Source organism: Bradyrhizobium sp. S69 (assembly GCF_009766005.1).
In the GTDB taxonomy this organism is placed as follows: Bacteria; Pseudomonadota; Alphaproteobacteria; order Rhizobiales; family Xanthobacteraceae; genus Bradyrhizobium.
The window spans coordinates 1-21,694 of sequence record NZ_LMUK01000011.1 but is presented as its reverse complement, the minus strand read 5'-3'; the positions used below and the strand labels follow the sequence as shown (position 1 = coordinate 21,694).

Here is a 21,694-nt window from a genome sequence, read left to right as displayed (position 1 = left end):
ATATGCGTTGTTTCGTTACCGGAGCCGCAGGCTTCATTGGCAGCAGTCTGGTTGACCGACTTCTGGCTATGGGTCACTCCGTCGTCGGCTACGACAACTTTTCCACCGGCCAGCGCTGCTTCCTTGAAACCGCATCGATGTCGCCGCAATTTCGGCTAGTCGAGGCCGATCTGCTCAGCGCGGATTCGTTGCGAGGCACAATGGCCGGATGCGATATTGTGTTCCACCTCGCTGCCAACGCCGATGTCCGCTTTGGCACGCATCATCCGTTCAAGGATATCGAACAGAACACCATCGCGACCTACAACGTGCTCGAGGCAATGCGCGCCAACGGTATCAAGAGGATCGCGTTTTCCTCGACCGGCTCGGTCTATGGGGAGGCCACGGTGTTTCCAACCCCGGAAAATGCCCCGTTCCCGGTGCAGACCTCGCTCTACGGTAATTCCAAGGTCGCCGCCGAAGGCTTGATCTCGTCCTACTGCGAAGGCTTCGGTTTCCAGGGTTTTATCTTCCGCTTTGTTTCAATTTTGGGCGAACGCTACACCCACGGGCACGTGTTCGATTTCTATCAGAAGCTGCTGGTCGATCCGTTGCGGCTCGAAGTGCTTGGCAATGGCAAGCAGCGTAAATCCTATCTCCACATTCAAGATTGCATCGATGCGATCATTATCGCAATCGAGCGCGCAACTGACCGCGTCAACATTTTCAATCTCGGACAGGACGAATATTGCGAGGTCAATCAATCGATAGGCTGGATCTGCAAACGTTTGCAGCTAGAACCCAAATTGGAATATACCGGCGGCGAGCGCGGCTGGATTGGGGATAATCCATTCATCTTTCTTGATTGCGGCCGGATCCGCAAACTCGGCTGGTCACCAAAGCTGTCGATCCAGAATGGGGTGATCAACACGCTGGAATATCTGATCGCCAATCCATGGGTCGTCGAGGCGCGATCATGAAGGTTTGCGTGTACGGCCTGTGGCATCTCGGGACGGTGACGGCGGCCTGCCTGGCGTCGCGAGGGATTGCGACGGTAGGCCTCGCGGAGGCCGTGGAGGCGGCGTCCGAACTCAATGCCGGGAAGGCGCCATTGTTTGAGCCCGGCCTTGATGCCTTATTGACGCAAGGACTGCAGAGCGGCACGCTACGCTTCACCGATGACGTCGCCGCGGCAGTCTCGTCGGCCGATCTGGTTTGGGTCAATTTCGATACCCCGGTTGACGATGATGACGTCGCCGACGTCGATTATGTACTCGATCGCGTGCGGCTGACCTTTCCGCATCTGAGGGACGGCTCCGTCGTCCTGATCTCCTCGCAGGTGCCGGTTGGAAGCACAGCACGGCTGGAGCATGAATTTGCGGCAGTCGCAAAAGATCGCAAGGTCTCGTTCGGCTATTCTCCAGAAAATCTTCGGCTGGGCGATGCGATCCGCGTTTTCACCGAGCCCGAGCGTATCATCATTGGTATTCGCGGCGAGGATGCGCGCAGGGTGATCGAGCCGGTACTTAAGCCATTCTGCCAGACCCTGTTATGGACGCGGGTCGAATCCGCCGAGATGGTAAAGCACGCACTGAATTCTTACCTCGCCACCTGCGTCACCTTTACCAATGAGATCGCAAGCATCTGCGAGAGCGTTGGTGCCGACATGAGCGAAGTTGAGGCGGCGCTCCGGCTCGACCCGCGCATCGGCAAGAAGGCCTATGTACGGGCCGGCTCGGCTTTCGGTGGCGGCACCCTGGCGCGTGATGTCCAGTACCTGAAGGCCATTGCCCAGGATCGTGATACCCGCGTGCCGGTGTTGAGCGCCGTGTTGGAAAGCAACGACCATCATAAAGGGTGGGTCGTTCGTCATCTACGCCGGCAGCTCGGGGCGCTTACCGGCAAGAAGATCGGTATCCTGGGACTAGCTTACAAGGCCGGTACTGATGCGATTAGAAGATCCGTCGCGATCGAGGTCATCGAGGAGCTGATTGCCGAAGGCGCTAACGTGGCTGTTTTCGATCCAAAAGTCGCGACCTTACCCGAGCCGTTGAATTCAGCGCTCACGATCGCCGGTTCGGCTGACATGGTGTTCAGAGGGAGCGAGGCCGTTGTGCTGGCCACCGAATGGCCTGAGTTTCGCGAGCTCGACTTCGCGGCACTCGTTCCGGATATGAAGCGAGCGTTGCTGATTGATCAGAATGCGTTTGCGGCGAAGCCATTGTCCGGCCTGTCGATGTTGGACTACGTCATCGCGGGCAACGTGCGATGAAGTTGCGCGGCCGTTTTGCGCTGATAACCGGAGCCAGCCAGGGGCTGGGGGCCGAGATCGCGCGGCATTATGTCTCGAATGGCGCCAGCGTGATGCTCTGCGCGCGCAACGTGGGCAAGCTCGCGGTTCAGCAGCAGAGGCTTGCGCCATTGCTTGCCCCGGATGCTCACATCGTGACGATCGCCAGCGATGTTGGTGAGCCAAAGGACGTCGACCTGATCTTCGAGGCGGTCCGCAAGGAATTTCCTCGTCTCGACATTCTCGTCAACAATGCCGGCATTTATGGTCCGATGGGCAACATCGAGGACATTGCCTGGGATGAGTGGGTCGACGCGATTCGCATCAATTTGCTTGGTCTCGTCTATGTCTCGCGCGCCGCAATGCCGATATTTCGTGCGCAGCGCTACGGAAAGATTGTCAACATTTCCGGCGGCGGTGCGGCAAACCCGATGCCAGCGATCACGGCTTATGCGGCTTCCAAGGCGGCCGTCGTGCGATTTACCGAATCTCTCGCGCTCGAGTGCAAGGACGATCATATCGACGTCAACGCGATCGCTCCGGGTGCGCTGGCGACGCGCATGATGGATCAGCTTCTGGAAGCCGGCCCGCAGAAGGTAGGGCAGCCGTTTTTCGATCGGATGAAAAAAATCGCCGAGGAGGGCGGTACGCCGCTTGACGTCGGCGCGGCACTTTGTGTCTTTCTCGGGGCGGCCGAGAGTGACGGGATCACCGGCAAGCTTATCGCGGCGCAATGGGATCGCTGGGAAGACTGGCCGAAGCACCTCGATGAGCTCAACGCCAGTGATGTCTACACATTGCGGCGCATTACTGGTCGTGACCGGAACAAGGGATGGGGCGACCGATGAGCGGTCAAGCGGGGGTGGCGATTGTTGGTTGCGGCCTGATTGGCCAAAAGCGCGCCAAGGCGCGTGGTGATGCTCGTCTGGTTGTTTGTGCCGACATCGCGCAAGACCGGGCGGATCGGTTGGCAGCCACGGCCCCCGGTTGCAAGGCGGTGGCGGACTGGAAAGTGGCAGTCAGCGATCCCAGTGTCTCAGTTGTCATCATCTCGACATTGCACGATACCCTGGCCGAGATCGCTCATGGCGCCGTTGCGGCTGGCAAGCACGCCCTGATTGAAAAGCCGGCCGCACGCCGAGCGAGCGAGCTCGAGGGGCTTGCGGAGGCCGCCGCCGCCAGTGGCAGCCTGGTGCGAGTGGGATTCAACCATCGCTATCACCGTGCGTTGCAGAAGGCCCATCAACTAGTGACCTCCGGTGCGCTGGGTCCGCTGATGTTCCTGCGCGCGCGCTACGGCCATGGCGGGCGGCTGGGCTATGACCGTGAATGGCGATCTGATCCGGTAAAATCAGGTGGCGGCGAATTGATCGACCAGGGACCCCACTTGATCGACCTTGCCCGCTGGTTTTTAGGAGATTTCCCTGAAGTGGAAGGTTTCGCAACTACCTATTTCTGGGATATGCCGGTCGACGACAATGGCTTCCTGTTATTGAAGACAGCTTCAAGGCAGGTCGCCTTTCTGCACGCCAGCTGTACCGAATGGAAAAATACCTTTTCATTCGAGATCTACGGGCGGGACGGCAAGATCGAAATAAATGGCCTCGGCGGGAGTTATGGAACTGAGCGGCTCACCTACTACAAAATGCTGCCGGAAATGGGTCCACCCGAAACCACGACGTGGGAATATCCTATGGCGGATAATTCGTGGGACATGGAATTTGCCGAATTTCTGGAAGATATCCGGTTGACGCGCCAACCCAGCGCCGGACTACACGACGCCATCGAGGCGCTGAAGATCATCGAAAAAATTTATGGGATGTCTGGATATGATCACCACGCGTAGTCCGCTTCGTATCAGCCTCGGCGGCGGAGGTACCGATCTGCCGTCCTATTATCGTGAACACGGCGGTTTTTTGATCGCGGGAGCCATCAACAAGTACGTCTACATCAACGTTATGCGGCCGTTCACGCAAGGCATCTATCTCAAATATTCCCATCTGGAGCACGTCGATCTCGTCGCTGAGGTGCAGCATCCGATCATTCGCGAAGCGATCAAGATGCTCGAGTTCAAGACGCCGCAGGTTGAGATCACGACGTTGGCAGACATTCCATCCGGCACCGGTCTTGGCTCATCAGGGAGTTTCACGACGGCACTGCTGAAGGCGCTTTATGTGCACCGGATGCGTCAGGTCGAGCCGAAGCAACTTGCCGAATTGGCGTGCGAAATCGAAATCGATCGTCTCGGCGAGCCGATCGGCAAGCAGGACCAATACATCGCGGCTTGCGGCGGTTTGACATGTTTCACATTCAATCCCGACAACAGCGTCGATGTTGTTCCATTGGCCATTTCAATGGATACGAAGTTCGACCTCGAGGACAATTTACTGCTGTTTTTTACCGGGTTTTCGCGCAGCGCCGGATCCATCCTAAAAGATCAAAATACCAAGACCAAAGACAGCGACAAGCACATGATCGACAATCTGCATTTCGTGAAGGAACTCGGATTGAAAAGCAAAATGCTCCTCGAATCCAGCAAGACAAAAGAGTTTGGCGCGCTGATGCACGAGCATTGGGAACACAAGAAGCGTCGTTCCGGCGGCATGAGCAATGCCCAGATCGACCAATGGTACGACCTTGGCATGAAGAACGGCGCCGTTGGCGGCAAGCTGGTCGGCGCGGGCGGCGGTGGATTTCTGCTGTTCTACGCAGATGACCGTAACAAGTTGCGTCACGCTATGGCCGCTGCTGGGCTTGAGGAGGTTCGTTTTGCCTTCGACTTCGAGGGAACGAAGGTGCTGTTCTCGTGAGACTGCCGGTGGCCATCCTAGCCGGGGGGCTGGCCACGCGACTCCATCCCATCACTGAAACTATTCCAAAGGCACTGGTAGACGTCGCGGGTATGCCGTTTATCCTGCGGCAGCTCGATTATCTGCGCCGACAGGGCGTCAGCCGTGTTGTACTTTGCGTGGGCTTTCTGGGCGAGCAGATCAACGCGGCCGTTGGCGACGGGGCGGCATTGGGTCTGTCGGTTTCCTATTCGCAGGACTGGCCGAAGCTGATGGGAACCGGGGGTGCCCTGAGGCAGGCCCTGCCGCTTCTGGACTCCCAGTTTCTGGTCCTGTATGGAGACTCCTATCTTCCGATCGATTTTGCCTCCGTTGAGCGGGAATTTCTCGCCAGCGGGAAGCCCGCGCTGATGACTGTGCAGCGTAATGCGGACCGGTGGGATAAGAGCAACGTTCTGTTTGAGAATAACGTCCTCGTGGAGTACAACAAGCGCGCCCCTACAGCCGAGATGAGGCATATTGACTATGGCCTCGGAGCCATAACGGCTAACCTTCTTGCTGACGACGGCACAACGGGACCGGTCGATCTGGCCGATATTTATCACCGCTTGTCGCTGTCGAGACAACTCGCAGGATATGAAGTTCACGAGCGGTTTTACGAGATCGGTTCACACAAGGGGCTCGCCGAGGCGACCGAATATTTCAGAAGTGGGGGAAAGTAATATGGGTTACGCCGAACAACACATGCGCGAATCGGCTGAGATCATCCAGAAGATGGATCTGGCACCGATCGAGAAGATGGCCGACGTGCTCGCCAAGGTAAAGGCTGATGGCGGCCGGTTGTTCTTTCTCGGCGTCGGCGGCAGCGCGGGCAATTGCTCGCATGCGGTAAACGATTTCCGAAAGATCGTAGGCATCGAGAGCTATGCACCAACCGACAACGTCTCCGAGCTTACCGCGCGCACCAATGATGACGGCTGGGCGAGCATCTTCGTCGAGTGGTTAAAGGTGAGCAAGCTGTTGTCGAAAGACGCGCTCTGCATCTTCTCGGTGGGTGGCGGCAACGTCGAGAAGAACATTTCTCCCAATCTCGTCACCGCGCTGCAATATGCCAAGACCGTTGGCACCAAAGTGATAGGTGTGGTCGGCCGCGACGGCGGCTACACCGCGCAGGTTGCCGATGCCTGCGTGATCGTCCCCACCGTCAACCCCGACAATGTCACACCGCATTCGGAGGCTTTCCAGGCGGTGGTCTGGCATCTGCTGGTGTCGCATCCGAAGCTTAAGGCCAACCAGACCAAGTGGGAATCCGCAGTCGCGGCGCCGGGCACTAGATGAGATCGAGGGCGATCTTCCTTGATCGCGATGGCGTGCTAAACCACCCGGTGATCCGCGAGGGCAAATCCTATCCGCCTCCGAGCTTGCGGGATCTGCAGATCTACGAAGGGTTGCGCGAACCCTTGCGGAGGCTAAAAGATCGCGGGTTCGTGCTGGTCGTGGTTACCAATCAGCCGGATGTGGCACGCGGGACCACCCCGCGTGAAACGGTAGAAGGGATTAATGCGGCGATCGCTGGCGAAATCCCCGCGATCGACAAGTTTTTTGTCTGCTTCCATGACAATCGCGATAACTGTGACTGCAGGAAGCCGAAGCCGGGAATGCTGCTTGCCGCTGCCGCGGAATTCGATCTCGACCTGCAGCGGAGCTACATGATCGGCGATCGCCGCGGAGACGTCGAGGCCGGCAAAGCCGCGGGGAGCCGGACCATTTTTGTCGACCGGAACTATCGGGAAGTAGCGCCGGTCGATTACGATTACAAGGTTTTTTCGACGCACGAAGCGCTGAAGATTATAGAGAGCGAGAGCCAACATGAAAAAAGTTGAAGACCTTAAAGTCAAAATCTTCGCTGATGGTGCCGACAAGGCCGGCATGCTGGAAATGTATGCCAAGCCATTTGTGAAGGGTCTAACCACAAATCCGACCCTAATGCGCAAGGCGGGAATCACCGATTACAAGGCGTTCTCGCTCGATATATTGAAAGCCATTCCGGATCGTCCGATCTCGTTGGAAGTATTCTCCGACGAGTTTGACGACATGGAACGCCAGGCGCTGGAGATCGCGAGCTGGGGCAACAACGTCTATGTCAAGATTCCCGTAATGAACACCAAGCGGGAAACGAGCTATCGGCTGATTGAGAAGCTGGCCGCCAAGAAGGTCAAGCTGAATGTAACCGCGCTGATGACGCTGACCCAGGTGCGCGACGTGGTCTCCGCGCTCGACCCTGACGTGCCGAGCTATGTTTCTGTTTTCGCCGGGCGCGTCGCTGATACCGGGCGCGATCCGCTGGCTATGATGGCTGCTGCGGTGGAACTCTTGAAGGTGGCTCCCGCGTCAGAGCTTATCTGGGCGAGTCCTCGGGAGCTTTTGAATATTTTCCACGCCGATTCGATTGGATGTCAGGTCATCACCGTCACCAACGACCTTCTGAAGAAGTTGTCGCTGGTCGGAAAGAGTCTTGACGATTACTCGCTCGAAACTGTTAAGATGTTCGCCGATGACGCCATCGGCGCTGGCTTCAAGCTTTGAGTTGGCAAAGAGTCCGGAGTCCTGGTTCCGATTTCAATCGGAACCAGGACTTGGTCGTTTCAGTGGCGCTGGAATGCGTTGGCAACGGCTTTTAGCCAAACCGCGTAGGGCTGCGCTAGCCACCATTTCAGTGGCACACTTCCATGGTATTTGCGGACGATTGCCATCGCTTCCCGGTAATGTAAGTGCCGCTGGGTGTTGGTCTTGGTATCGGCGTGGTCGCGATTGAGCGCGACAAACTCATTAACGAATGTCAGTGGCGCGAATTGCTTATAAAGTCGCCACCACAAATCGTAGTCGATCGCCATGCGCAGGCTTTCGTCCAGTCCGCCGACGGCTTCCCAGGCAGTGCGTCTAATCAGTGTTCCCGGTTGGGAGATGATGCACCGCACAGCGAGGCGCGCTTGGCTGAAAGGCTCGACCCACACCGACCGTCTGGCATCCGTCGCTTCTACATAATTCCAAACCTTGCCATAGGCGGCTGGCGCGCCTGGGTTGTGTTCTAAGGCGTCTACCAAGCGTTTAAGCCCACCGCTGACCAGCATATCGTCGCTATTGAGCCAACCCACATAGGTCGCCGTACCCTTGGCGATACCCTCATTGATGGCGGCTGCCTGACCTCGATCCGCGTGACTTCGCCAGCCTGAGAGCCGGTCTTCAAATTTCTTGATGATGTCGATAGACTGATCTGTGGACCCGGCATCGGCAACGAAGACTTCGACTGGCACATTTTGCTCAAAGATTGAGTTCAGAGCGTCTTCGAGGAAGCGACCTTGATTATACGAAGGGACCGCTATCGTCACGATGGCCGGCGATGCCACAGTCAGCGTCTCATGCTTGCCAAAAAATCAGCATAAGCTAGGGCCAAACCTTCGTGAAGTGCGACTTGCGGTCGCCAGCCAAGGCTTTTCATGCGTCTGACATCCATCAGCTTGCGGGGCGCTCCGTCCGGCTTAGTGGAGTCGAAGGCGATTTGTCCTTGATAACCGACAACTTCGCCGATGGTTTTGGCCAGATCCCGAATCGAGAGGTCCTCGCCGGTGCCGATATTGATGTGCGACAGCATCGGCTGAGCATTCGCGTATGTGTCCGGATCAAGCTCCATTACGTGCAGACAGGCTTCAGCCATGTCGTCCACATAAAGGAATTCGCGCATTTGCGCGCCCGATCCCCAGATCAGCACTTGGGGGGCGGCGTTCTGCTTCGCCTCATGAAATCGCCGGATCAGGCCGGGAATGACGTGGCTGTTTTCGGAGTGATAGTTGTCGCCCGGCCCGTAAAGGTTGGTTGGCATGACACTGCGATAGTCGGTTCCATACTGACGGTTATAGGACTCGCAGAGCTTAATGCCGGCGATTTTGGCAATGGCGTAGGGTTCGTTGGTCGGCTCCAGCACCCCCGTCATCAACATGTTTTCCGTCATCGGCTGCGCCGCCATTCTCGGATAGATGCAACTTGAGCCGAGAAACAGTAGGCGCTTGACGCCAGCGCGCCATGCTTCATGGATGAGATTGGCCTCAACCATGAGGTTTTGGTAAATGAATTCGGCTGGATAAGCGTTGTTCGCAAAAATGCCTCCGACCTTCGCTGCGGCCATATACACTTGGTCGATCCGCTCTTTGGCAAAGAACGTTCGCACGTCGGCTTGCTGCACGAAGTCGAGTTCGCCGCGCGTGCGCGTGACGAGATTCGCATAACCGTGCGCTTGCAGGGTGCGCACGATTGCTGAACCCACCATGCCGCGGTGACCAGCGACGAAAATCCTATCGTTCTTGGGCATCAACCTACATTTTCGACGCGCGAGTCGCCCGCATGGGACGTGGTTTGGCTCATGGCCGCCCTCTTCGGCGAGCGGGTTGCTTCCTCGTAGATCGCAAGAATGGACGCGGCGCTTCGCTCCCAATCGAAGTGCTTCGCCCGAGCGCGCGCGGCAAGAATCAGTCGATGCCGGCTACCCTGATTCGACGCGAGGTCAAGCATGGCTAGCGTCCAGGGCTCCGGCTCATGCGGCGTGAGCAGCAAGGCGGCGTCGCCCGCCACCTCGGGAATCGATGTTGCATTCGAGCACAATGTCGGCGCGCCGAAATGCATGCCCTCCAGTACCGGCAATCCGAACCCCTCGAACACGGATGGATAAAGGTTGGCATAACAATTGCGATACAGCCAGATCATCTCGCTGTCAGAGACGTAGCCGGTCAGGATGACGCGATCGGAAATTCCGAGCTTCGCCAAGTATTCTTGGAAATCCTCCATCAGCCAGCCTTTGCCGCCGGCCAGCACCAGCGGCATCGAGCGTCCACCGGCCTGAAGATATCGCGCATAGGCCTCAACCAGCAGGCGTTGGTTCTTGCGCGGTTCAATCGTGCCTACACTCAGCCAGAATTCGCCGGTGCCGAAGCGCTTCACTGCCGCAGGCGGTAAACCCTGCTGAGCTGAATCTTCAAAGCGAGAGCAGGGGTGGACGACGCGCACGCGATCACTAGGGAAATGAGGGAAAAGCCTTAGATAATGCGCGCGAGAGTACTCCGAAATCGCCACGACCCAGTCCGCCGCCACAGACGAACGAAAAATCCCGTCGAAACAGCCTATCCTGTTGGCCCCGGTGCTCCAGTCGGGATTTACCGTAAATCCCAAATCGTAAAGCGTATAGATCAGCCGGCTGGAGGCGATCTGCACCGGCGTCCAAAAATTGTTGGCGTGGATAATGTCGGGATGGCCTAGCGCCGCTTCCAGTTCAGGCTGGTTCCAGAAAGCACCCGCAGTCTCTCGCGTTAGGTGGCGAGCGCCATAGTTCACACGGTTGCCATTATATGGATTCAACAATGGCATTTTGGCGTCGAAGAAGAAGTCTCCAAAGCTTGGATAGAGCGCGTAGTGATGCTGTGGAGCGATCGCGAGCATGGCCTTGATCATCGCATGCGTATAATACCCGCAACCAGCCTTTCCAGACCCCGTCTGGGAAATATCAAAGCCGATGTTCATAAAACAGCTCTTGCAGTTCCGGCCGAGATCCAAGCATTAGTTGAACAGCCTCGAACAGTGCGGGGTCCGTTAGCTCACCTTATTTGGCTGTGCCATCGAGAGTTTCAAGATACGAATTCTGTCCTTCACCATCATATTTACCAGCGCAGAAAAGCCGACTTTCGGATGCCAGCCCAGCTCAGACTGAAGTTTTGAAGAATCCGCGCGCGTAAAGTGGCTGTCGACCTTGCGCAGTAGCAATGGATCGACCACAACGAATTTGGTCCAGTCGAGACCGCCGACCTTGAAGGCGACCTCGCAGAATTCTGCGATCGAATGCGCTTGCCCAGTTCCGACGACGAAATCCGATGGCACGTCGCTTTGCACGATGAGGCGCATCGCTTCGACGAAGTCTCCGGCGAAGCCGAAGTCTCGACGTACGTTAATGTCGCCGAGATAAAGTCGGCCGTCGGACAGAATTGGCCTGCCGCGCTCGTCCAGTTCTCGCGTTTCGGTCAGGCCGAGCGAAGCCGCCGCCGCGGCATGGGCGATCTTCTGTGATACGAAGCTGAGTGGACGACGCGGACTTTCATGATTGAACAGGATGCCGCAGGACAGGTGCAGGCCGTACTGCTGACGATATGCGCCGATGATCTGGTGCGCGTAGGCCTTCGAGATTCCATAGGGCGATGTCGGGTTGGCTCGGGTCTGCTCGTCTTGCAGTTGAGCATGGCTATCGCCGTAAATTTCCGACGAGGACGCCTGAAACAGCCGCGTCGCCGGCATTTCGCGGCGAATAAATTCGCAGATGCGCTGCGGGACCAAGCCGTTTAAAAGCGCGGTTTCAATCGGAACGTCCCATGACAATGCGGGTCGCGACACTGCCGCGAGATTATAGATTTCGTCAGGCTGCGTTATGGACAGCAGATTCTTGAGGAAGGTCTCGTCGGTGAGATCGCCGGCGTGCCAACAAACTCGGCCGAGGCCAGGATCAACCTCGCGCCGCCTCGAATGGGCGAATACTTCGTAACCGCGCGAAAGCAGCAGTTCAATAAGGTACGAGCCATCTTGGCCAGAACCACCGGTGACCAATGCGCGCTTTACGTGAACCTCAGACGTCATGCGACTAAACCATAAATGACATCACCGAGGTTTTCAAGATAAACACGCCCACCGACCGTCAAATAGAACCGTTGATTGGTATCTTTGACGGCGCTTGACTGTTGCTGCAACGTCTGTTTCACTTCAAGCCGACGCGTGGTGAAGACAATGAAATGCCACTCAGCGAAATTGATGGCAAAGCCAGCGGGGATGGGGATTAACTTCACGGTGGTCACGGGCAGATAGTACGACAACATTAGCAGCATCGTTGGGGTCGCGATCATCCGAAACTCCGCTTTTGTCATCACGAATGCAGGGCCGGTGATCGGGTCACGTGTTTGTAGCAAACGATAAACCGACGCCTCCCATACAAAACAGCTTTCCATATTTGGCTCTTTCTGCACCGGGGGCACTTCGTCCGAACGACAGGGCATTTCACTCAGGCGATGTGAAGGCCTGCGCGCCAACCGTCCATATTATTAGAAGGTAAACCTCCATTTCTACGCAAGGCTTGATGCCTCGCCCAAATTTAATAAGGCTACGAATTCAATGGTGCGACCATCCGCCAAACAGCGAAGCGGATCCACCGTAAGACAAAATCTCGAAATCCAGGCTGATCTGATCGGGGAAGGACTATCTCATTTTGTCTATGGTGAGTCTTCGTCGCGCTGAGCAAACTCGGTCGGAAACCGGACGCTCCATTCGACGAGATCCTGTCGGACGTTTACGCGTTTTTGCGCGCGGGCCTAACGCACGCGTTGAGATTCTTGGTCGTGTTTTTCCGAGGTTTTGCAGGGCCGCCTGCCAAAGACCGACATACCCGGAGCTTTTCGATCTACCTGCTGTCCGGTGTGGCCGCGTGGGAATTGTTTTCTGAAATTCTCACACACAAGGACGGTGTTCATCGAGCGGACCTCAGTCATGAGGAAGATCGTCTCCGCGTCTGTCCCTTCCAATCGTTGATCAATCATGTTCTATTGCTGGCGGTATTTTCGTTACCTTCGTCTTCTCCGGATCCTCTCGATCATGAACGCATTCATGTACGATGTTGCACAGGTCATAACGATAGGCTTGCAGCTCTGGTTCTGGTCACGCCAATCGTCTATCCGAACATTCCAATATCTTATGATGGTCAATCCGATGGGGCCGCTAGTTGCGTTTCATGGAACGCCTTGATTTGATGCATCCCGGTAGGATCGTTAGAGTATCGCGTTCCCCCGCAGTTAGGGAAGGTCGGTCTTCGGGTTGTTCTCGGGTTAGTTGTGGTGGTAGGAAGCGCCATGAAATGATCCTACGCAGGCAGATGCAGGCAGTTGGCTGGAAAGAATTGCGGGCAGACTTCTAGGGGCTGGCAGGAGAGGTGGCGTCCACCCATACCGCGTCAATTGTCGGATCACCTCCGACTCACGAAGGGGGCTGCCTAGCTGAAATTGTCAGTAAAGGTGGTGCTATTTTGTTTAACCATGGTGTGCGGAAGCTTTGCGGCGACGGCCTGATCGTCGCTACCCTCTATGTCGAGGACAGGAACATCACTCTAGCAAAGATTTCCCACAATAAGGCGAAAACTTCGCTTTTTGGAGCCGCCTGATATGCTTGTTTCTTATGCCCAGAACTTTGAGGACGTGATATTGTGGCGAGCGCTTAAGCATGTCGCGCAGGGGTTCTATGTCGACATTGGCGCACAGGATCCAGTAATCGACTCAGTAAGCCTAGCATTTTACGAAAAGGGCTGGCGAGGCGTACATGTTGAACCTGTCCCTGCCTACGCTGCGAAGCTTCGCGATGCGCGTATGGATGAAGATGTCATTGAGGCTGCGATTGCGCAATCGCAGGGCCCCATTGCTCTGTTTGAGATACCTGAGACTGGCCTAAGCACCGGCAAAGACGAAATTGCGCAACTGCATGCGAAAAGTGGCATCGCCTCGAAATCTATTAAGGTAACGGCGCTGTCGCTGTCGGAGTTGTTTGCGCGTTATCCAAATAGGGAGATCCACTGGCTAAAGATCGACGTCGAGGGCATGGAAGATGAAGTGATTGCGAGTTGGCAGCCCTCGACGAGTCGACCTTGGGTCGTTGTCGTCGAAAGCACGGTTCCGCGCTCCCAGCAGCCCGATTATGCCAGCTGGGAGCCGACTTTGCTCTCTCTTGGCTATGAATTTGTTTATTTTGATGGGCTGAATCGTTTCTATGTTCATCGCGATCGAGAACAATTGCGGCCAGCCTTCGGTAGTGGTCCAAACTCTTTTGACGATTTTACTTTGAGTGGGCGTTCCAAGTTTACACGCACGCTCGCGGAAGAAATCGCGGGTCTGAAAAACGAGGTCGGCCGGTTAAATCATTCCATTGTCGAGACCGAGAAAGCCCATACTGCAGAACGATCGGTGTTAGTCGAACGCGTCTCACAAGCTGAGCGACAAGCGACGCTGGTTGGATCGTTAGTCGAACGCGTCTCACAGGCGGAGCAACAAGCGACTTTAGTCGGATCGTTGATCGAACGCGTCTCACGGGCAGAGCAACAAGCGACGCTGGTCGGATCGTTAGTCGAACGTATCTCACAGGCGGAGCGACAAGTGATGCTGGTCGAGCAGCTCAGCAGAGATTTGCAGTTGATACAAAGTTCGACCTCTTGGCGACTCACGGGGCCTCTGCGAAGTTTTAAACGGAGCGTGCGCTCCGTGGCGGCTTGGCCGAGGACTATAACGAGGTACGGGTTGGAGCATGCGCTCGCTTGGCTGCGTTGTAGACCGCGTACTAAGGCGCTTGCGAAATCTATTCTTCGGTTTTTTTCGCCGTTCGAGCGACGCTTTCTGGCCTTCTCAAGAGCGCGGAGGACATTAATTGTCGACGTTGATACCGGTTGGACCCTTGAACCAGATCGTAAAATATTGAGCGAATGGCGGAAACAATTGCGGCTTCCGCATAGTTGATGAGGGAGGGAAGGCGCATGCGCCTATGGATCGATGGGCAATGTCTGCAGACGCCTAGTCGTCTCCGCGGCATTGGCCGCTATGTAACAGAGTTGGTTCGCACCATTGCAGGAAATCATCCAGAGGTTGAGCTATTGGTTTCGTTCAACGCTTCAATGCCGGATGAGGCATTGTTAGCTCGCGAGACCGTCAGCAGCTTTATCGACTCGGCAAATATACGTGTCTGGCATGGTGCGGTGAGGGGTGGTGAGGCGACAGAGGGTTATACGCTGGAGCGACGGTTGAGCGAGCTGGCGATCGCGCATCATGTCAATTGCCTCGCACCGGATGTCGCGTTGTCTACAAGCCCATTCGAAGGGGAGGGAAATTTGGCCGCACCACTTCTACCAGGGTGTGGTTGCAATGTTCCCGTGGCCTCAATCTTCTATGACGCCATCCCGGCCCGCTTTAAGGAGACATATCTTACCCATGGCGGATTAAGCAATTACTATCATCGTCGACTAAAAGCCTATTCGGGATTCGCCGACAATCTCTGTATTTCGGAATTCTCGAAGAGCGAACTCCAGTCGTTCCATCCTAGTGCTAAGGCGACGAATATTTCCGCCGGCATTTCACACGACTTTATACGGATCAGGGAATGCGACTCGGGCGCTCTTGTCAATCTTGGTGCTTTTGTTCTTTACGTTGGCGCCCTCGATTGGCGCAAAAATGTAACCGCGATAATCGGAGCGTTCAGACTCATTGACCAAGTATGGCCAGAAAATGGTTTGAAGCTTGTACTCGCGGGAGACGGTCCGGCGGAGCTTCTGAATGAGATTGTCGCGTCCTGGAAAAACCTGGGCCTTAATCCCGCGCGCCTTATTTGTCTGGGCTATGTCTCGGATGAGCAGCTGGTTTCGCTCTACAGTCAAGCCAGAGTGTTGGTTCAGCCATCTTTCATGGAAGGGTTCGGTCTGACCGCGCTGGAGGCAATCTATTGTGGAGCGCTCGTGGTGGCCGCTCGTGCGGGTGCTTTGCCTGAGGTCGTCGGCACCGAAGAATTGCTTTTCGATCCGGCCAAGCCGCAAGAAATAGCGGACCTTGTCGTTCGATTGCTGCGCGACACAGGTCGTACCGACGCTTTATTAAAGGGGCTACAAAAACACGCTGCTCAATTCACATGGAAGCGCAGCGCCGCCGCTGCCGTCGAACGGCTGGCATTTTTGGCGAAGGGCAACGAGCGGATCGGCATTGCCAGCTCGCGAAAACGGATTGCGAAAATACTGAATGGCAGCCTGATTGACCGTGAGCTCGCCGTTCGGAGTCTTGCAATATCTGAGCCGATCTCGTCACCGCCACGTTTGCTAATTGACGCTACTTCCACAGTGCGTATTGACCACAAAACCGGAATCCAGCGCGTCGTAAGAAAAATTTGCGCTGCTTTGGCTGACCGCCCGCTCGGCACAACAGCCGAGCGGATGTTCATTGTCTGTGACGACAGCTTGGGCTGGTTTGAGGTTGACGGACGCAAACTCGACAGACCGCAGAAGGAACAGCAGAGACCTTTGACTGTTTTGGGTGATACATTGCTTATGCTGGATAGCTCATGGGAGTTTCATGCGTTATATCGGAAGGATTGGCGCGCGTGCCGTCTAAGGGGAGGGGAAGTGATTTTCTGCCTCTACGATTTCGTGCCGCTGCGAATGCAGGCCATGTGCAACCCGGCCGTACCTTTGGTCTTTAGTGAATGGTTTAAGGCGGCGCTCGTCTGGTCCACTGGCTTCGTCTGTATCTCGCGCGCAGTGGCCGATGAATTGCTCGCGCTGCTTGAGGCGATCGAGTTTCCCCGACGCCTCAAGATCGGCTATTGGCAGCTTGGGGCAGATTTTTTAGGTACAATAGAGGCTTTACCGGCAGAACACGATTCATCACCGCACCGCCCGCATTTCCTAATGGTCGGCACCTTGGAACCGCGCAAGGGCTATCGAATCGCGTTGGATGCCTTCGAAAAGCTCTGGGCAGAAGGTGTGGATGCCGCCCTCACTATTGTTGGCAAGACTGGCTGGGGCATCGACCATCTGATTGAGCGCATCAAGCATCACGCGGAGCTTGGAAAGCGACTCGTCTGGCATGAGTCGATGGACGACGCCGAACTCAGCAGACTGTATGCCAGTTGTAATGCTCTGATAGCCGCTTCGTTCGCCGAGGGTTTCGGATTACCGATCGTCGAAGCGGGCCATTTCGGTAAACCAGTCCTGGCAAGCGACATTCCGGTCTTTCGGGAGGTCGGCACCGGTGCGGCGGAGGCCCATTTCTTTCAGGTCGGTGACTGTACCGCACTTGCCAAGGCAGTAAAGGATTTCCTGAAGGCGCACCCTAGGTCGCCAACCGTTGCAGCACACCCTACCTGGCCGAATTGGGGCGAAAGTGCCGCCCAACTCGAAAATGTCGTGATTGGCCAGAACTGGTATCGGACCTACGAGCCGCAGGTCAAAAGCCCATTCACGCCGCTGTCCGAGTTAGGGCAGACGCGCATGGCCGTTCCGTTAAGTGAGGCTGATCGCGCCCACCGGCTAACGCTCGTTGAGGGACCCCACCTCGCTGACGAAGGCGCAAACCTCAGGATTATCGTCGGTGTCACCAATCTTTCGGAAGCGGTTTGGTCGAGCCACGGCCCGGTCGACGATAGCCTTGGGGTTGCGCTCGGTTTCCATCTGCTCGATAGTGCGGGTAAAGATATCGGGTTGGACAACCAGCGCACCCGCATCCCCTTCGTGCTCATTCCCGGCGAGACCAACTACATGGCCGTCACTGTGTCGGCAGACTGGAGAGCGCAGGGTGCAGCCTTTGCCGATATCGAGCTCGTGCAGGACGCTATTTGGTTCGGCGGGGCGTTGCGCGTTGCCCTCTAGTGACTAGACGAAGGTGATGATCTCTATGCCGGACAGCCCTTTCTACCACTTCAACGCTTCCTTCGATGCCATCGACACGATTCAGCGTCACGCCCGTGCTGACCTAAAATCAGATGCAGCCTTCCTCACAAATTTTCTTGGAGTCAAGATTGCGATACGGTATTTTCCTGGCATTCTCGATGGTAAAGGAGGTGAGGTTGAGCCGATTCCGATTCCAGCCAACTGGCATGCGGACATCGCTGAGTGGGCGTTTGCGCTGCGCTCCGTCGACATGGCGGAAAAAACCTTCCGTGCGGTCGAGCTCGGCTGCGGCTGGGGTTGTTGGCTCAATAATACCGGTGCCGCCGCCCGTCGCCGCGGGCTTGCCGTTGATCTGATCGGCATTGAGGGTGACGAAGAACACGTTGGCTTCGCGTTGGAAAGCCTTGTCGCCAACGGTTTTTTGCGTGACGAATTTCGTATCGTCCATGGCGTTGCTGCGCCGCGGCGATCGAAAGCGCTGTTTCCCGTGGTTGCTAATTCTGGTGCGGTCTGGGGCTCGACGCCTGTATTTGATGCTACCGCAACTCAGATCAGTGAGGCCCTCCGCAACGGTAGCTACCAGGTGCTGGACGCTTTCCCGCTGGCTGACCTTTCCGGCGGCAAGCCTATCGACCTATTGCACGTCGACATTCAAGGTGGCGAGACGGATTTCGTGAAAGCGAATTTCATCGACATCGATCGCCACGTGCGACGTATGCTGGTCGGCACCCATTCGCGCATCATTGAAGGAGATCTTATGAGATTCTTGCTGGAAAGCGGATGGACTATCGAGATGGACCGTCCCTGCATTTTTGGGCTTGTTGACGGCCAGCCGCAAATCCAGGTCGATGGCGTCCAAGGCTGGGTAAACCCGAAGCTCGAAGGTGTTCGACGTGGAAAACGGCTGGTTTGAAATTCCTGTTTCTCGACTAAGGCGTGAGATGGACGATGTCGGTCCTTTGGCTTGGCTCGCCCGCCTTCCTGATCACCCTGCCAACAAAGTCTCTGATCGTCTTCCCTGGAATTGGTAGGCGAGCCAACAGTCCAAGGCCGCCGTCGCTGCCTAAGCGCAAGTATCAAAATACCCTACCCTGATACGAGTTCCCCACGCTGATTGTGATTATCACCGAGGCACCTGCATAGCCATGGAGTAGAAGCTTCGCGTGATTTAGCTAGAGGCTTGATGTGGTCGGAGCGAAAGGATTTGAACCTCCGACACCTAGTGTTCCGTCCCGTAAGTTCGTAGCATAATTATTGCGTCGTTTCGGGTATCCTGATCGAAGGAGTTGCCCGATCCGACCGGGCTCCCGAAGGCGATCCGGCCTCGTTTGGAAGCGTTTTCCTCGCTCTCTGGCAAGGCGGGACATGCCGTGCCGTTCAAGGCATAGGTGGAGACTGGAGCGCGTGAGCTTTGGAATGGTGTCCCTCAGGCAGCCAAGAAAATTGTCGAGCGGCAGCCATGTTCGCTAGCGAAATCCGACGATCACGCCTTCCTCGACCGGCGTGAGCATCGTGCTCTTGGAATCACGAGGCCCCATGGGGGCATCGGCTGTCGTCGTCCGGGCCTTCCACTTGGCAGCGGTCGTTCGGCTCAGGCAGTAACGGCGGACAACGCGCTACCGGTCGTCTCTTTCGACGCTTGGTGCTCTGCTCGAAGGCGTTATGCGGGCCCTGCCGTGAAGAATGTCTGTCATATCGCTTACTCCGACTTCACGTGTCAGGATAGCGCCACGATTCTCCATGACCAAACACCTAGTTGGCGTGTTTGACCTGGGTGATACTGCTGGCTTTAGGAAGATCGGTCGCCAACAGCGATTTATCACCTGCCCCGAAATAGGTCGGTTCAGGGAAGCGCAGTGTTTTTTGTCTTACAAATACAATTGCCAGCATCCGTTCTTGAAAAGATGGTAGGTCAATCACAACGTCGTTGATTTCTGAGCGGGTGTCGAATGATGCGAGACTACGAAACTGCTTCTCGGGAAAATGAACATTTCGCGCCTTAGCAAGCAGCACGCCGCCGGAAATGCTTGCGATGGACGCAACGAGAAGCTGGGTCGATGCCAGAGTGCTGAGCCAGATTCGGCCTGATCGCTCTAACATGCCGTTGAACACAAACAACGCGCTGCCGATCAATGTGAATCCAAACAGGGACGGGTAGGAGGCCGCGAATTTCCACTGACGGTACACAGCGCCGTCATGCAGCCAGATCGCGACATAAAGCAGTAGCGAGCCTAGGAATACAACCAGAGGGGCCATAGCTGGATCGAGGCGTCGTTCCTTGAAGCCTGCGGCCGCGATCAGGAAGGCCCCGAGGATCAAGATTGATACGATCGCGATTCCCGCGTCATTCAACGTCGCTGTTTCGACCCAGCGGATCGGTAGTCCTATGAAACCAGCCGGGTCCATGATGCCCAGATGCCAACCGGCGGCATCTAAGTTCGCCGTAGTCATCAGCCGGAAAACGACATCGACCCGCTTGCGGAAGGTGAGCCAGACCAACAGCAGGGCACCGGAAGTAGCGGCGATGGCAAAGGCAAGGTTGGAGATCGTTTTGTACGGCGTGTCACCCCTGGTTACAGCCAGCATCGCCAGGAACGCTGCATAGGTAGCGATGGCCGGGAACCAGAATGCCGGATAAATGAGGAGTACGTCGAAGGCAAACAGCACCGAAATGCCCGCGACGATGCGCTTGTCGAGATCGTTGAACTCCGCGCGACCGGCCGCATCCAGGATAACGGCTATCAGCAACAGATTGAAGATCGTCTGCGACAGGAAACAGCAATACAGATGATAGATCGCGAAAAGCGAGAAGATGACGATGCCGCCAACGAAGAATGCGATCGGCCACGACAGTTTGAGCCATCGGTGAGAAAAGCAGGCTGCGCATGTAGCGGTCGCTGCCGACACAGAAATGAGAGACGGGTAAACCGCGTCAACCGTATTCAGTTGAAGAATATGCGCGACGAAGGCCACAAATCCGATGGCTCCGGTCACGTCCTCAAGGATGAGTGTTCTGAGATCGATACCCGAGATATTGCCGGCGCCATGTCCGTTCAGCAGGAAATCGGCGGCCTTCATATATATGAAGGTGTCATTGTTCCCGATGGACGTGAATCGGAAGTCAGTTGGCAGCGTCGGCAAAATGTGTACACATGAGAGCCCGACGATGTAAGCTATGAAGCAGCACGCGATCGGGAATTTGTCGATCCCGCCGACGAATTCAGCGATCCGGTGCCGCTGCCGAAGCAGAAGATATGCGAGCAACGCTGCAACGGCGGCTTCATAGAGATAGAGCAGGATAGTGAACTCGATGTTCACGCGAAGGCTCAACCAAGTAAGCGCGGAGATGCCTGCGAAGCCCGAGAGAATCGATAGGACGAACGGCGGTTTCGGGCGCGCCAGTGCCGTTAACGGAACGGCGCCGAACAACCACACGAAGGGAATGATCAAGCAAGCCTGACCGGTGACAATCAGGATATCGACGATTTTCATGGCATCCTGGCTTGGACTGCTAGAACGTAAGCCCCACGGGACAGAGAGGCCAAGACCAGCAGGAACGTAGTGCCGAAAATTGAAAAGACCAACCACATCGGTGTCGACCGTTTGGGCTTCTGTGATTGCGAATCTTTCATGTCAAGGCTGCTGCATCTGCCATCGAGGTAGGGTTCATTCATGAACGCAACATGGTTGGGGATTATCTCCCTACCATGCCCGCAAGGGATGATCCAACATCGACGGCGTGAATCCAAGCTAGATGATGTTCATGTTCGCTTCCTACCACCACAACCTACGGTGAACAAGAGATCCCAGCATGCCAATCCCATCGACGGAAAGATTTTATCGATGGCCACGGCCTTTTTGGCCTAATTGGGAGCCGCGCAATTCGGCGCGTCGCGGCCCGTGTTCGTTATGATGCACAATATAGCGTCCCCGGATTTAAACACCTAGCAGGGTTAGCAGACCGGCGCCAAGCCGGTTTCCCGGCTAACCACGCCGGAGGGCGGACGGCGGAATGGAAGAGCCAGACGAGCGCGAGCTGCTCGGCGACAATCACTGAGCTGGTCTCGTTTATCTGAACAAAATCTCCGCGTCGATAAGTGGAGCCTCTGCCGGGGTTAGGCCGCCAAGCGGAGTGGCGGCGGGTTGAAG

18 protein-coding genes are annotated in these 21,694 nt (G+C 56.1%); 12 read left to right on the top strand and 6 right to left on the bottom strand.

Translation table 11 applies throughout. From position 1 onward, the window contains the following. Window positions 1–2: 2 nt before the first annotated feature. Genes GSQ88_RS04140 through GSQ88_RS04100 form a run of 9 tightly spaced genes read left to right on the top strand, consistent with a single transcriptional unit; the run spans window position 3 to window position 7,644 of the window. Entirely contained in the window at window positions 3–959 is a 957-nt protein-coding gene (locus GSQ88_RS04140; protein ID WP_159006129.1) for an NAD-dependent epimerase/dehydratase family protein, read from the top strand. Next, the gene (locus tag GSQ88_RS04135; protein WP_159006128.1) at window positions 956–2,251 is read left to right on the top strand and encodes a nucleotide sugar dehydrogenase; all 1,296 of its coding nucleotides are present in this window, start codon (window positions 956–958) and stop codon (window positions 2,249–2,251) included. Before GSQ88_RS04140 ends, GSQ88_RS04135 begins: the two co-directional genes overlap by 4 nt. Continuing rightward, the gene (locus GSQ88_RS04130; protein WP_159006127.1) at window positions 2,248–3,117 is read left to right on the top strand and encodes an SDR family NAD(P)-dependent oxidoreductase; all 870 of its coding nucleotides are present in this window, start codon (window positions 2,248–2,250) and stop codon (window positions 3,115–3,117) included. The genes GSQ88_RS04135 and GSQ88_RS04130 overlap by 4 nt, the downstream gene beginning before the upstream one ends. After that, entirely contained in the window at window positions 3,114–4,115 is a 1,002-nt protein-coding gene (locus GSQ88_RS04125) for a Gfo/Idh/MocA family protein (protein WP_159006126.1), read from the top strand. Before GSQ88_RS04130 ends, GSQ88_RS04125 begins: the two co-directional genes overlap by 4 nt. Then, window positions 4,099–5,079 carry a GHMP family kinase ATP-binding protein gene (locus GSQ88_RS04120; protein ID WP_159006125.1) on the top strand — a complete coding sequence of 327 codons (981 nt, stop codon included), beginning with the start codon at window positions 4,099–4,101 and terminating at the stop codon, window positions 5,077–5,079. Before GSQ88_RS04125 ends, GSQ88_RS04120 begins: the two co-directional genes overlap by 17 nt. 8 nt (window positions 5,080–5,087) lie before the next feature. After that, the gene (locus GSQ88_RS04115; RefSeq protein ID WP_210253739.1) at window positions 5,088–5,780 is read left to right on the top strand and encodes a nucleotidyltransferase family protein; all 693 of its coding nucleotides are present in this window, start codon (window positions 5,088–5,090) and stop codon (window positions 5,778–5,780) included. Between the two features lies 1 nt (window position 5,781). After that, window positions 5,782–6,396 carry an SIS domain-containing protein gene (locus tag GSQ88_RS04110; protein WP_159006124.1) on the top strand — a complete coding sequence of 205 codons (615 nt, stop codon included), beginning with the start codon at window positions 5,782–5,784 and terminating at the stop codon, window positions 6,394–6,396. Continuing rightward, on the top strand, window positions 6,393–6,941 hold the full coding sequence (locus tag GSQ88_RS04105) for a D-glycero-alpha-D-manno-heptose-1,7-bisphosphate 7-phosphatase (protein ID WP_159006123.1): 549 nt from the start codon (window positions 6,393–6,395) through the stop codon (window positions 6,939–6,941). The genes GSQ88_RS04110 and GSQ88_RS04105 overlap by 4 nt, the downstream gene beginning before the upstream one ends. After that, a complete protein-coding gene (locus tag GSQ88_RS04100) occupies window positions 6,928–7,644 on the top strand; it encodes a transaldolase (RefSeq protein ID WP_159006122.1) in 717 nt (238 codons plus the stop codon). Before GSQ88_RS04105 ends, GSQ88_RS04100 begins: the two co-directional genes overlap by 14 nt. Window positions 7,645–7,703: 59 nt before the next feature. On the opposite strand, the gene GSQ88_RS04095 is transcribed toward GSQ88_RS04100, so the two are convergent. The 5 genes from GSQ88_RS04095 to GSQ88_RS04075 form a co-directional block, all read right to left on the bottom strand. Then, complete coding sequence (locus GSQ88_RS04095) at window positions 7,704–8,465, bottom strand: glycosyltransferase family 2 protein (protein ID WP_159006121.1); 762 nt, start codon at window positions 8,463–8,465, stop codon at window positions 7,704–7,706. A 2-nt stretch (window positions 8,466–8,467) separates the two neighbouring features. Continuing rightward, window positions 8,468–9,424, bottom strand: a complete 957-nt coding sequence (fcl, locus tag GSQ88_RS04090; RefSeq protein WP_159006120.1) for a GDP-L-fucose synthase — start codon at window positions 9,422–9,424, stop codon at window positions 8,468–8,470. After that, on the bottom strand, window positions 9,424–10,626 hold the full coding sequence (locus tag GSQ88_RS04085) for a glycosyltransferase family 4 protein (protein WP_159006119.1): 1,203 nt from the start codon (window positions 10,624–10,626) through the stop codon (window positions 9,424–9,426). The genes fcl and GSQ88_RS04085 overlap by 1 nt, the downstream gene beginning before the upstream one ends. 69 nt (window positions 10,627–10,695) lie before the next feature. Continuing rightward, the gene (locus GSQ88_RS04080; RefSeq protein WP_159006118.1) at window positions 10,696–11,727 is read right to left on the bottom strand and encodes a GDP-mannose 4,6-dehydratase; all 1,032 of its coding nucleotides are present in this window, start codon (window positions 11,725–11,727) and stop codon (window positions 10,696–10,698) included. Next, window positions 11,724–12,140, bottom strand: a complete 417-nt coding sequence (locus GSQ88_RS04075) for a hypothetical protein (protein WP_210253738.1) — start codon at window positions 12,138–12,140, stop codon at window positions 11,724–11,726. The genes GSQ88_RS04080 and GSQ88_RS04075 overlap by 4 nt, the downstream gene beginning before the upstream one ends. Before the next feature lie 1,155 nt (window positions 12,141–13,295). Here GSQ88_RS04075 and GSQ88_RS04070 point away from each other — a divergent pair. The 3 genes from GSQ88_RS04070 to GSQ88_RS04060 all read left to right on the top strand — a co-directional run bounded on the left by GSQ88_RS04070 (window position 13,296) and on the right by GSQ88_RS04060 (window position 18,458). Beyond that, a complete protein-coding gene (locus tag GSQ88_RS04070) occupies window positions 13,296–14,633 on the top strand; it encodes an FkbM family methyltransferase (RefSeq protein WP_159006116.1) in 1,338 nt (445 codons plus the stop codon). Window positions 14,634–14,725: 92 nt separating this feature from the next. Further along, the gene (locus GSQ88_RS04065) at window positions 14,726–17,524 is read left to right on the top strand and encodes a glycosyltransferase family 4 protein (RefSeq protein WP_210253737.1); all 2,799 of its coding nucleotides are present in this window, start codon (window positions 14,726–14,728) and stop codon (window positions 17,522–17,524) included. 16 nt (window positions 17,525–17,540) lie between these two features. Further along, complete coding sequence (locus tag GSQ88_RS04060; RefSeq protein WP_246735055.1) at window positions 17,541–18,458, top strand: class I SAM-dependent methyltransferase; 918 nt, start codon at window positions 17,541–17,543, stop codon at window positions 18,456–18,458. Window positions 18,459–19,297: 839 nt separating this feature from the next. Here GSQ88_RS04060 and GSQ88_RS04055 read toward each other — a convergent pair. Then, window positions 19,298–21,037, bottom strand: coding sequence for a hypothetical protein (locus GSQ88_RS04055; protein ID WP_159006114.1), 1,740 nt, complete (start codon window positions 21,035–21,037; stop codon window positions 19,298–19,300). Between the last annotated feature and the right edge of the window lie 657 nt (window positions 21,038–21,694).